At 69.2% G+C, this 11,617-nt stretch carries 9 protein-coding genes; 3 read left to right on the top strand and 6 right to left on the bottom strand.

Going from position 1 to position 11,617, the window contains the following annotated elements:
* Window positions 1-12: 12 nt before the first annotated feature.
* From AC07NI_RS08870 to AC07NI_RS08860, 3 genes are all read right to left on the bottom strand, one after another.
* A complete protein-coding gene (locus AC07NI_RS08870; protein ID WP_494617851.1) occupies window positions 13-660 on the bottom strand; it encodes a GntR family transcriptional regulator in 648 nt (215 codons plus the stop codon).
* Between the two features lie 112 nt (window positions 661-772).
* Complete coding sequence (locus AC07NI_RS08865; RefSeq protein WP_494617849.1) at window positions 773-1,771, bottom strand: 4-hydroxyproline epimerase; 999 nt, start codon at window positions 1,769-1,771, stop codon at window positions 773-775.
* A gap of 36 nt (window positions 1,772-1,807) precedes the next feature.
* A complete protein-coding gene (locus tag AC07NI_RS08860) occupies window positions 1,808-2,707 on the bottom strand; it encodes a dihydrodipicolinate synthase family protein (protein ID WP_494617846.1) in 900 nt (299 codons plus the stop codon).
* Window positions 2,708-2,782: 75 nt separating this feature from the next.
* Between AC07NI_RS08860 and AC07NI_RS08855 the strand changes: the two genes are divergently transcribed.
* From AC07NI_RS08855 to AC07NI_RS08845, 3 genes are read left to right on the top strand one after another with little or no spacing between them, the layout of a single operon-like run.
* The gene (locus AC07NI_RS08855; RefSeq protein ID WP_494617844.1) at window positions 2,783-4,045 is read left to right on the top strand and encodes an NAD(P)/FAD-dependent oxidoreductase; all 1,263 of its coding nucleotides are present in this window, start codon (window positions 2,783-2,785) and stop codon (window positions 4,043-4,045) included.
* On the top strand, window positions 4,042-5,244 hold the full coding sequence (locus AC07NI_RS08850; RefSeq protein ID WP_494617841.1) for a M24 family metallopeptidase: 1,203 nt from the start codon (window positions 4,042-4,044) through the stop codon (window positions 5,242-5,244). Before AC07NI_RS08855 ends, AC07NI_RS08850 begins: the two co-directional genes overlap by 4 nt.
* Window positions 5,245-5,301: 57 nt before the next feature.
* Window positions 5,302-6,723, top strand: coding sequence for an amino acid permease (locus tag AC07NI_RS08845; RefSeq protein WP_494617840.1), 1,422 nt, complete (start codon window positions 5,302-5,304; stop codon window positions 6,721-6,723).
* 3 nt (window positions 6,724-6,726) lie between these two features.
* Here AC07NI_RS08845 and AC07NI_RS08840 read toward each other — a convergent pair whose 3' ends face one another.
* The 3 genes from AC07NI_RS08840 to AC07NI_RS08830 are packed head-to-tail and all read right to left on the bottom strand — an operon-like array spanning window position 6,727 to window position 11,534.
* Window positions 6,727-7,299, bottom strand: a complete 573-nt coding sequence (locus AC07NI_RS08840; RefSeq protein ID WP_494617837.1) for a TetR/AcrR family transcriptional regulator — start codon at window positions 7,297-7,299, stop codon at window positions 6,727-6,729.
* A gap of 60 nt (window positions 7,300-7,359) precedes the next feature.
* The gene (locus AC07NI_RS08835; RefSeq protein ID WP_494617835.1) at window positions 7,360-10,455 is read right to left on the bottom strand and encodes an efflux RND transporter permease subunit; all 3,096 of its coding nucleotides are present in this window, start codon (window positions 10,453-10,455) and stop codon (window positions 7,360-7,362) included.
* Complete coding sequence (locus AC07NI_RS08830; protein ID WP_494617833.1) at window positions 10,452-11,534, bottom strand: efflux RND transporter periplasmic adaptor subunit; 1,083 nt, start codon at window positions 11,532-11,534, stop codon at window positions 10,452-10,454. The genes AC07NI_RS08835 and AC07NI_RS08830 overlap by 4 nt, the downstream gene beginning before the upstream one ends.
* Between the last annotated feature and the right edge of the window lie 83 nt (window positions 11,535-11,617).

The raw sequence follows: 11,617 nt of genomic DNA, 5'->3' as shown, positions 1-11,617 counted from the left end.
TAAGCGCGGCGCTTAGGTCGACAGCTGCTGCTGCAGGTCCTTCATCGTGCCGCGGATGTGGGCGGCGGTCAGGGACTCGACCTTGGCGGCGTCGCCTTTCAGCCAGACGTCCAGCAGCTCGCGATGCTCCTCGGCGGCGCGGGCCTCGCGGCCGTACGGCTCCAGGTGGACGCGCACATAGCGCTCGGCCAGGACCTGGAGGCGCTCCAGCAGCTGGAAGGTCACCAGACCGCCGGACGGGCGGATCATCGCCATGTGGAAGGCGCGGTTCATCGACACGTGGTCGCCCGGCGCGCCGCTCTGCTGGGCGGTCTCCAGCGCGGCCAGGGCGGCCTTGACCGCCTGCTGATCCTCCGGCGTGGCCTTCTTGGAGCCGGCGGCCGTGGCGGCGGGCTCCAGTTTCAGGCGAAGGTCGAACACTTCGTGGGCCTCATCGACCGACAGCGGGCGGACGACATAGCCACGGTTCGGGTACGAACTCAGCAGGCCGTCCTGCTCCAGCCGGCTCAGGGCCTCGCGCAGCGGGATCTTGCTGACCCCCAGCTCCTCGGCGATCGTGTCCTGTCGCACCGGCGTTCCTGGAGCCATCTGGCCCAGCAGGATGCGCTTGCGGACCAGCTCGTAGGTCTGGTCGGAGAGGGTGCGGACGACGATGGTCATCGGGTGGGCGTATCTCTCAAGAAGCGCAAAGGCTTGGCGACGCGAAGCGCGCCTTTAACGGTCATAGGTCCCTGTAACCGGCCAGTGCAAATAAGAAATCGTAGATTTCACCCTAAACGACTTGAAAACCTCGCCAGAACTGGTCGGCCTGATCAATCCAGATCGTATTGAAGCCAGTTGAGATCGCCGAGCCCTCGACAGACGGGATGATCGCCCGTTGGCTGCCGATCGCGGTTTCGGCTTCGACCTTGCCGATGAAACGGCTGCGAATGAAACTCTCATGCACGAAGGTTTCGCCGACCTTGAGCTTTTCCTTGGCGTGGAGATGGGCCAGGCGGGCCGAGGTGCCCGTGCCGCAGGGGCTGCGGTCGATGGCCTTGTCGCCATAGAACACCGCGTTGCGGCCGTTGGCGCCCTCGGTGCTGGGACCGTCGGCCCACAACACGTGGCTGACGCCGCGGATGGTCGGGTCCAGCGGATGGATCGGCGTGGTCTTCTCGCGCACCAGTTCGCGGACGATGGGGCTGTAGTGCAGGATGTCCTGGGCGCTGAACGACTCCAGGCCCCTGTAGGCGCCCTGCGGCTCGACGATGGCGTAGAAGTTGCCGCCGTACGAGACGTCCAGCTTCAGCGGGCCCAGGCCCGGCACGTCGATCTCGATGTCGGTGACGGCCAGATAGCCCGGTACGTTGACGATCTTCACCGCCGTGACCTTGTCGCCTTCGGTCCGGTACTCGATGTCGATGACGCCGGCTGGCACCTCCAGCTTCAGGCGACCGGGCGTGCGCGGCGTGATCAGGCCGTTCTCCAGCGCGAAGGTGACCATGCCGATGGTGCCGTGGCCGCACATCGGCAGGCAGCCGCTGGTCTCGACGAACAGGATACCCGCCTCGGTGTCGTCGCGGGTGGGCGGGTAGAGGAAGCCGCCCGACATCATGTCGTGGCCGCGAGGCTCGAACATGAGGCCGGTGCGGATCCAGTCGAAGCGCTCCAGGAAGTCCTGGCGACGCTCGCTCATCGACGCACCCTTCAAGAGGGGCGCGCCGCCGACGATCAGCCGTACGGGATTGCCGGCGGTGTGGCCGTCAATGCAGAAGAAGATGTGACGCATGGCTGATCGCCAGTCCTTACTTGATCGGGGGTCCTGCTAGCCGACGGGACGGGTCGCGGCGGCCTTCTCGACCATGGCCGTCACCTCGGCGCGGCGAGCGCCTTCCAGCGGCAGGCGCGGCGCGCGGACGCGTTCCGAACCCCGGCCCATGATCTGCTCGGCCAGCTTGATAGACTGGACGAGATCATGTTCGGCGTCGAGGTGCAGCAGCGGCATGAACCAGCGGTAGATGCGCAGGGCCTCGGCCATGTCGCCCTTGTCGAACGCGGCCACCAGAGCCACCGATTCCTGCGGGAAGGCGCTGGTCAGGCCCGAGACCCAGCCGTGGGCGCCCAAGATCAGGCCTTCCAGGGCGACGTCGTCCAGGCCGGCCATCAGGATGTAGCGATCGCCGAAGGCGTTCTTCAGATCGGTGAAGCGGCGGGTGTCGGGCGCGCTTTCCTTGACCGCCACGATGTTGGGCACATCGGCCAGGCGCTTGAGCACATTGGTCGTGATCGAGACGCGATAGGCCGGCGGGTTGTTGTAGAGCATGATCGGCAGGTTCGTCGCCGCCGCGACCGTGCGGAAGTGGTGCTCCAGCTCCAGTTCGGTCGGCACATAGACCATGGCCGGCAGCACCATCAGGGCGTCGGCGCCGATGGCCTCGGCGTCCTTGGCGAACTTGGCGGCGCGGTCGGTGGTCATTTCCGAGACACCGACGACGACGGGGACGCGCCCGGCGACCACTTCGACGGCGGCTTTCAGCACCGCGCGCTTCTCATCGGCTTCAAGCGAGTTGTTTTCGCCGCAGGTGCCGAGCACGATGAGACCGTGGACGCCATCCTTGATCAGCGCGTCGAGGACGCCCTGAGTCGCCTCGAAATCGATGGACGAGTCCGCATTGAACTGAGTGGTCGCCGCTGGATAGACGCCGGACCAGGAGATCGAATTCATACCGCTTGCACCTCTGTGATGTTCGTCTACCATATACGATATTGGATTTGGAGGTAAAGGCCTGGTGGCTATCCAATGAGTTTGGTTGTTGTGGGCGGAGGCGTTGTGGGGCTTGCCTGCGCGCTGGATCTTCGACGCGCGGGCGCATCCGTTCTGCTCATCGATGAAGGAGCCACAGGGGCCGCCGCGCCGTCGGCGTCCTGGGGCAATGCCGGCCATATCGCCATCGAACAGGTCGAGCCGATCGCCTCGATGAAGGCGCTGAAATCGGCGCCGGCGCGGTGGTTCCCGCGCGGCGGGGCCCTGGACTTCAGATTCGGCGACATCCTCACATGGGGCGGCTGGGCGGGACGCTATGTCCAGGCCTGTTCGCCGCAGGCCTTCGAACACGGCAGGGTGGCGCTGGGCGCGCTGCTCAATGATGCAGCGCCAGCCTGGCGGCGCCTCGTCGAAGCGGCTGGCCGACCGGATTTGCTGCGCCTGGACGGCCACATCGTCGTCTGGGAAAGCCTAGCCAGCGCCGAGAAGGGCAGGGCCGCCTGGCGCGCCGCCGACATCGGCCAAGCCCGCACGCGCGACCTGCAGGGCGCCGAACTGATAGACGTCGCCAGGCGCCTGAACGCTGCGCCGGCCGGCGGCCTGCGCTTCGAGAACAGCGGCCAGATCAGCGATCCGGGCCTGGCCCTGCGGACCCTGCGCGAGGCCTTCGAGGCCCAGGGCGGCGAAACCCGGTCGGCCAGGATCAAGGCCCTGGGCGTCGAGAACGGCCGCGCCGTCCTGACGCTCGACAACGGAGAGGTGCTACGGCCCGACCAAGTGGTGCTGGCCGCCGGTGTCGGCAGCGGCGCGCTGATGCGAGACCTGGGCCATGTCGCGCCGATCGTCGCCGAGCGCGGCTATCACATCGAAGGCGATGTCGGCGCCTGGGGCGACCTGCCGCCGGTGGTCTTCGAGGATCGCTCGATGATCGTCACCCGGTTTGGCGACCGCCTGCGGGCCGCCAGCTTCGTCGAGTTCGCGCGCCGCGAGACCCCGGCCGATCCACGCAAGTGGGCGCGCCTGCATCGCCACGTCGACGAACTGGGCCTGCCGATGGCCAAGCCGCGCAGCCAGTGGATGGGCGCGCGGCCGACCTTGCCCGACTATCTGCCGGCGATCGGTGTCAGCCGCCGCGCGGGCAATCTGATCTACGCCTTCGGGCACCAGCATCTGGGCCTGACCCTGGCGGCCACGACCGGCGAGATCGTCACCGCCCTGGCCGGCGGCGGCAAGCCGGCGGTTGACTTGACGCCTTTCGACCTCGACCGTTTCGCGCGCCGCAAGGAGATGGCCGCATGACCACCGGCATCGGCGGCTCGACCGCGGAACAAGAACTCGCCGACCTCGCGCCGCCGCCGGCCCGGCCCGCGCCGATCGACGTCGCCGAGCGCCGGGCGCGCCTGGCCAAGGCGCGCGACCTGACGCGGAGCCTGGGCGCGCAGGCGCTGCTGATCGGGGCCGGCGCCAGCCTGCGCTACTTCACCGGCGTGGCCTGGGGCGCGACCGAGCGTCTGGTCGCCATGCTGCTGCCCGTCGACGGCGACCCGATCATGATCTGCCCGGCCTTCGAGCTGGGTTCGCTGGAAGCCAGCCTCGGGCTCGAGGCCGAGATCCGCCTCTGGCAGGAGGATGAGCCGCCCGGGGCGCTGGTCGCCGAGACTCTGAAGACGCTGGGCGTCACGGCCCTGGCCTTCGATCCGGCCCTGTCCTTCCAGGCCTTCGACGACGTCCGCCGGGCCGCGCCGAACCTGACCGTCATCAACGCCGCGCCGGTCGTCGACGGCTGCCGGGGCGTCAAGTCGCCGGCCGAGCTGGCCCTGCTGCAATACGCCAAGAGCCTGACCCTGGACGTCCACCGCCGGGCCGCCGCGATCCTGCGGCCGGGGATCACCACGGGCGAGGTCAAGCGCTTCATCGATCAGGCCCACCGCGCCTGCGGGGCCGACAACGGCTCGACCTTCTGCGCCGTCCAGTTCGGCGTCGCCAGCGCCTATCCGCACGGCGTGCCTGGTGAGCAGAGTCTGGCCGAGGGCGACCTCGTGCTGATCGACACCGGCTGCCAGATCGACGGCTACCACTCCGACATCACCCGCACCTACGTCTTTGGAACGCCTAGCGCTGAGCATCGCCGCATCTGGGCGATCGAGCATGAGGCCCAGGCGGCCGCCTTCGCGGCGGTCAAGCCCGGCGTGCCCTGCGAGGTCATCGACCAGGTCGCGCGCGAGGTGCTGGAGCGCCACGGCCTCGGACCCGACTACGCCCTGCCGGGCCTGCCGCATCGCACCGGCCACGGCATCGGCCTCTCGATCCACGAAGGCCCGTACCTGGTGCGCGGCGACACGACCCCGCTGGCGGTCGGCATGTGCTTCTCCAACGAGCCGATGATCGTGCTGCCCGACCAGTTCGGCGTCCGGCTCGAAGACCATTTCCATGTCACGCCGAGCGGCGCGGCCTGGTTCACCACGCCTTCGGCCGCGATCGACAGGCCGTTTTCCTAAGACGCGGACCGGCGAGGGGGCCGGGGTCGCGGATAACAACGAGAGGGGACTGTAATCATGAGCTTTTGGACGCGCCGAAAGGCGCTGGATGCGGTGCTCCGGGTCGAGGAGAACCGCCGCCTGAAGCCGACCTTGAGTTGGCCGCACCTGATCGCCCTGGGCATCGGCGCGATCATCGGCACCGGTATCTACACCCTGACGGGCATCGGCGCCGAGCGCGCCGGCCCCGCCGTGATCCTGGCCTTCGGGGCCTGCGGCGTCCTCTGCGTCTTCGCCGCCCTGACCTATGCCGAGATGGCCACCTTGGTCCCCGCGGCCGGCAGCGCCTACACCTATGCCTATGCCGTGCTGGGCGAGGGGCTGGCCTGGATCGTCGGCTGGAGCCTGGTCCTCGAATACTCCGTGACCTGCAGCGCCGTGGCGGTGGGCTGGTCCGGCTACATGGTCGGCTTGCTCAAGAGCGCGGGGATAAGCCTGCCGGCGGCCTTGCTGGCCGGACCGCACAGCGGCGGCATCGTCAACCTGCCCGCCGTGCTGATCGTGGTGGCCGTCACGGCCCTGCTGATCCGGGGCGCCAAGGAAAGCGCCGTGGTCAATATCGTGCTGGTGGCCATCAAGATCCTGGCCCTGGCGGTGTTCGTGCTGCTGACCATCACCGCGCTGAAGCCCGAGAACTTCACGCCCTTCATGCCCTACGGCTTCGCGTCCGAGACCGTGAACGGCCACACGCGCGGGGTCATGGCGGCGGCCGCCATCGTGTTCTTCGCCTTCTTCGGCTTCGACGCCGTCTCGACCTCGGCGGAAGAGGTCAAGAACCCCAAGCGCGACCTGACCATCGGCATCGTCGGCTCGATGATCGTCAGCACCTTGATCTACATGCTGGTCGCCACCTGCGCGGTCGGCGCCTGGCCGTTCGGTGACTTCGCCCGCAGCGGCGAGCCGCTGGCCTTCATCCTGCGCAGCCTGGACCATCCGCTCGCGGCGGTCGCCATCGCCGCGGCGGCGGTCATCGCCCTGCCCAGCGTCATCCTGGTGATGATGTTCGGCCAGACGCGGGTGTTCTTCGTGATGTCGCGCGACGGCCTGCTGCCGCACGGCCTCAGCCGCCTACATGAGCGTAGCGGCACGCCGGTCAAGCTGACCCTGATCGTCGGCGCCTTCGTGGCGGTGGTGGCGGGTCTCTTCCGCCTGGACGAGATCGCCGAGCTGTCGAACGCCGGCACCCTGCTGGCCTTCATCTGCGTGGCCGTCTGCGTGATGGTGCTGCGGGTGACCAAGCCCGACCTGCCGCGCCTGTTCCGCTGCCCGGCGGTGTGGGTCGTGGGCCCGCTGGCCGTGGTCGGCTGTCTCTACTTCATGATCAGCCTGCCGCCCGCGACCTTGGGCCGGTTCCTGGTCTGGAACCTGATCGGGCTGGTCGTCTATCTGCTGTACGGACGCCGCAAGAGCTTCCTGGCCGCGCCTTCGGCCCAGGCCTAGGCGCTAAAGATCGGCGCTGGCGATGATGGCCTCGACGCAGCCCACCAGGCTGTCGGCGGCCGTCGGACCCAGCGCCCTGACCCCGGCGCTGGCCCCGCAGATGGCCAGGATCAGTTGTTGAGCCACCGGACCGGCCGCCTGCGGCTGGCCCGGGGCGATCAGGGCCACGAGCTGGTCCTGCAGCGCCTGGGCCTGCGCCCGGATCGCCGTCCGCACCCGGCCGCCGGCCTCTGGGAATTCCACGGACACGCTCAGGGACAGCAGCCCGCGATCCGGCGCATCGCCGAGGTCCCGGGCGAAGTGGCGGCCGATGGCCCGGATGCGCGCGGCGGGCTCGTTGCTCAACTCGACCGCCGACGCCACCTCGTGGCGTCGCGCTAGGCCTTCCGCTTCCAGACACGCGACCACCACGTCCTCCTTGCCGGGGAAGTGGCGGTAGAGCGTGGGCTTGGTGACGCCGGCCGTCGCCGCGATCTCGTCCACCGACGTGGCGTGGACACCGGCGCGGTGGAACAGCGTGGTCGCCGCGCTGATCAGGCGCTCGCGGGTCGAGAGGCAACGGCTCTGGTCGGTCATGACACGCCTCGCATGGAGGTCGTCCCCGGCGCGGGAGGGCGGCGCCGGGGACGACGGGCCCTAGACCGGAACGGCGTCCAGGGCCGGGGGCGTGGAGGCGTCGGTCATCGACCCCTCGCGGATGCGGAACCACAGGGCGTACAGCGCCGGCAGGAACACCAGGGTCAGCACGGTGCCGCCGATCGTACCGCCGATCAGGGTGTAGGCCAGCGACGACCAGAACACCGAGAAGGTCAGCGGCACGAAGGCCAGCACCGCCGCCAGGGCGGTCAGGATCACCGGCCGGGCCCGCTGGACCGTGGCCTCGACCACGGCGTGGAACGGGTCCAGGCCGTCCTTCTCGTTGGTGTGGATCTGGCCGATCAGGATCAGACCGTTGCGCATGATGATCCCCGCCAGGCCGATCAGGCCGAGGATGGCGTTGAAGCCGAACGGCTGGTGGAAGATCAGCAGCGTCGGCACCACCCCGACCAGGGCCAGGGGCGCGGTCAGCAGCACCATCCACATCGCCGACAGCGACCGCACCTGGAAGATGATCACGATCATCATCAGGATGAACATCAGCGGGAAGACCGCCGCCAGGGCCGCATTGGCCTTGCCGGCTTCCTCGATGTCGGCGCCGGCCTCGATCCGGTAGCCGGCCGGCAGCTTGGCTTGGATCGGCGCCAGCGCCTTGATCACCTCGGCGGAGGCGGCGGGCGGCTGGAACTCGGCCCCGACATCGGCGCGGACGGTGATGGTGGGCAGGCGGTCGCGACGGCGCAGGATGGGGTCCTCCATGCGGATCTCGGCCTTGCCGATCTGGTCGAGCGGCACGCGCTGGCCTTCCGAGCCCAGCAGGGTGAAGGCGCCCAGCTTGGCCGGGTCCAGGCGGTCGGCGCCGCTGGTGCGGGCGATCACCTCGACGGTGCGGATGTCCTCGCGGACCTGGGTCACGGGCGCGCCGGTCAGCAGGAACTGCAGCTGCTCGGACGCATCGTGGCTGGACAGGCCCATGGCGCGCAGGCGGTCCTGGTCGAGCACGAAGTGGATGCTCGGGACGCGCTCGCCCCAGTCGGTATTGACTTGGCGCAGGGACGTGTTGGCCTGCATGACGCCGCGGACCTGTTCGGCGATGTCCCGCACCTTGGTCTGGTCGGGCCCCATGACGCGGAAGGCCACGGGCCAGGGCGAGGGCGGGCCGAAGACGATCTGGGTGGCGCGGATGCGCGCGCCCGCGACCGAGCCTTGCTGGGCGAACTGGCGGACCCGGCTCTTGAGGGCGTCGCGCGCCTTCTCGTTGCCGGTCAGCACCACGATCTTGGCGAAGGACGGATCGGGCAGCTCCGGCGACATGGCCAGGAAGAAGCGCGGCGCGCCCTGGCCGATATAGCTGGTGACGATCTTGGCCTCCGGCTGCTTGCTCAGCCACGCCTCGACCTTGGCCGTCGCCTGGCTGGTGGTCTCGATGCTGGAGCCTTCGGGCGTCTGCACCTCGATCAGCACTTCGGGGCGGTCGGAGATCGGGAAGAACTGCTGCTTGACCATGCCCATCATCAGGAAGGACACGACCAGCGCCGCCACGACGCCCAGCACCACCTTCAGCCGGTTGGCGACGGTCCAGCCGATCAGGCGCCGGAGCTGGCGATAGCGCGGGGTGTCGTAGATGGCCGCGTGGCCGCCCTCGACGGGCTTGATCTTCGGCAGCAGCATCACGCCCAGATACGGGGTGAAAATCACCGCCACGAACCACGAGGTGATCAGGGCGAAGGCCACGACCCAGAAGATGTTGCCGGCATATTCGCCGGCGCTGGACTTGGCGAAGCCCACCGGCATCAGGCCGATGATCGTCACCAGGGTGCCGGCCAGCATCGGCGCGGCCGTGTGGCCCCAGGCGTAGGTCGAGGCGGCGATGCGGTCGCGGCCTTCCTCCATCTTCACCACGATGGTCTCGATGATGATGATGGCGTCGTCGACCAAGAGGCCCAGCGACAGGATCAGCGCGCCCAGGGTGATGCGGTCGAAGTCGCGGCCGGTGGCCAGCATGATCACGAACACCGCCGCCAGGGTCAGCGGCACGGCCAGGGCCACGACGACCCCGACGCGGAAGCCGAGACTCAGCAGGCTGACGGCGATCACCACGGCCAAAGCCACGAAGAACTTCAGCATGAACTCGTCATAGGCCTCGGTGATGTTCACCGCCTGGTCGGTGACCTTGGCGAAGGTCAGGCCCAGCGGCAGTTCGCCGGCGATGGCCTTGGCTTCCTTCTCCAGGTCCTTGCCCAGTTGCAGGCCGTTGTAGCGCTCCTTCATCACCACCCCCAGCTCCAGGGCCGGCTCGCCGCCGTTGCGGATGAAGAAGGTGGCGGGGTCCTCGTAGCCGCGCTTGACCTCGGCCAGGTCGGACAGCTTCAGGGTCTTGCCGCCGACCACGATCGGCGTGTCCTTGATGGTCTGGAGGTCGTCCAGAGCGCCGTCCAGGCGCATCTGCACCTGCGGGCCGTTGGTCTCGATCGAGCCGGCCGGCGTGACGAGGTTGCGCTCGTTCAGGGCGGCGAAGATCTCGCGCGGGCTGACGCCCAGATTGGACAGGCGATCCTGCGAGAACTCGACGAAGATGCGCTCAGGCCGCTCGCCGATGATGTTGACCTTCTTGACGCCCGGCACGTGCAGCAGGCGCTGGCGCAGGGTCTCGGCCTGGCGCACCAGCTGGCGGTGGGGCTCGCCCTTGGCCTTCAGCGCGTAGAGCGCGAAGGTCACGTCGCCATATTCGTCATTGATGAAGGGACCCAGCACGCCGCGCGGCAGGTTGGCGGCCTCGTCGCCCAGCTTCTTGCGGGCCTGGTAGAACTGCTCCTGCACCTCCTTGGGCGGGATCGGGTCCTTCAGGGTCAGGGTGGTGAAGGCCAGGCCCGGACGGGTGAAGGTCTCGGCGCGGTCGTACCACTTCAGTTCCTGCAGACGCTTCTCCAGCGGCTCGGCCACCTGGTCCTGCATCTCCTGGGCGGTCGCGCCCGGCCAGGCGGTGACCACGGTCATCACCTTGATGGTGAAGCTGGGGTCCTCGGCCCGGCCCAGCTTGAAGAAGGCGAAGGTCCCGGCCAGCACGACGGCGATGATCAGGAACAGGGTGACGGCGCGCTCGCGCACCGCCAGGGCGGAGAGGTTGAAGCTCATTGCGCCGCTCCGGCTTGCAGGCTGACGCGCTCGCCCTGGTGCAGCATGTGCGCGCCCAGGGCCACGAAGCGTTCGCCGGCGGCGAGACCGGCCGTGACCGTGGCGGTCTCTTCACCGATGGCGGCCAGTTGCACGGCGCGCCAGCTGACCGTCGAGGTCTTGGCGTCGACGATCCAGACGCCCGGGCCCTTGCCCGAGTCATAGAGGGCGCCCAGCGGCACGACGCGGCCGCCGGTCTTGCCAGCGCCGGGCAGGGCGATGCTCACGGTCGCGCCCAGCGGGGCCGAGGCCAGGGCGCCGTCCAGGACGTAGCGCGCCTCGAAGGTGCGGGTGCGGGGATCGGCGGCGTCGGAAATCTGGCGCAGGCGGGCAGGGGCGGCGGCGTCGTTGCCGAACACCGAGGCGGTGGCGGTCGAGCCGACGGCGGGACGCAGCGTCTCGGGCAGGGCGATCGTCGCTTCGCGCGGACCGGCATGGGCCAGGCGCACGACGGTCTGGCCAGCGGCGACCACCTGGCCAGGTTCGCCCAGGGTCTCGACCACCACGCCGTCGGCGTCGGCGACCAGCACGGCGTAGCCGGCGGCGTTGCGTGACACCCGGGCCTGGGCCTCGGCGGCCTGCAGCTGGGCGCGGGCGGCGAGGGCGGCGGCCTTGATCTGGTCGTAGGTCGAGCCCGACACCGCGCCGGCGCCGACCAGGTCGCGATAGCGGGCCTCGTCGGCCTCGGCCTGGACGGCCCGGGCCTTGGCGGCGGCCACGGTCTGGTCCTGGGCGGCTTGGGCCAAGGCGTAGTCGGCGGCGTCGATGCGCATCAGGGGCTGGCCCCGGTGCACCGTCTGGCCGGTGTCGACCAGGCGCTCGACGATCTTGCCCGGGACGCGGAAGCCAAGCTGGCTCTCGATGCGGGCGGAGACGACGCCGGTGAACTGGCGCTCGCCGTCGATCGCAGCGGGGGCGGTGGCGACCCGCACGACCGGCGGCTGAGTGCGGGGATCGACGGCGGCGTCATGGCCGCCGCAGGCGGCGAGCGGGGCGGTCAGGCCGCCGATGACGGCGGCGAGGAGCAAGCGATGCGACATGGCGAAAGGGGTCCTGCCTTGAGCGGTGACCCTCATTTCGTGCCCAGTGACCAATTTGTCAATTGGTCACTATCGATTTTTGA

The sequence above is a fragment of the Caulobacter sp. GW821-FHT10E02 genome, from assembly GCF_059415225.1.
Note: the sequence above shows the minus strand (reverse complement) of the source record. Positions and strands in the feature narration are given on the sequence as shown.

Excerpts from the sequence above, each read along its gene's own strand:
- AC07NI_RS08830 (WP_494617833.1), bottom strand. The coding sequence starts at position 11,534 with ATGTCGCATCGCTTGCTCCTCGCCGCCGTCATCGGCGGCCTGACCGCC.
- AC07NI_RS08840 (WP_494617837.1), bottom strand. The coding sequence starts at position 7,299 with ATGACCGACCAGAGCCGTTGCCTCTCGACCCGCGAGCGCCTGATCAGC.
- AC07NI_RS08845 (WP_494617840.1), top strand. The coding sequence starts at position 5,302 with ATGAGCTTTTGGACGCGCCGAAAGGCGCTGGATGCGGTGCTCCGGGTC.
- AC07NI_RS08860 (WP_494617846.1), bottom strand. The coding sequence starts at position 2,707 with ATGAATTCGATCTCCTGGTCCGGCGTCTATCCAGCGGCGACCACTCAG.
- AC07NI_RS08850 (WP_494617841.1), top strand. The coding sequence starts at position 4,042 with ATGACCACCGGCATCGGCGGCTCGACCGCGGAACAAGAACTCGCCGAC.
- AC07NI_RS08870 (WP_494617851.1), bottom strand. The coding sequence starts at position 660 with ATGACCATCGTCGTCCGCACCCTCTCCGACCAGACCTACGAGCTGGTC.
- AC07NI_RS08835 (WP_494617835.1), bottom strand. The coding sequence starts at position 10,455 with ATGAGCTTCAACCTCTCCGCCCTGGCGGTGCGCGAGCGCGCCGTCACC.
- AC07NI_RS08855 (WP_494617844.1), top strand. The coding sequence starts at position 2,783 with ATGAGTTTGGTTGTTGTGGGCGGAGGCGTTGTGGGGCTTGCCTGCGCG.
- AC07NI_RS08865 (WP_494617849.1), bottom strand. The coding sequence starts at position 1,771 with ATGCGTCACATCTTCTTCTGCATTGACGGCCACACCGCCGGCAATCCC.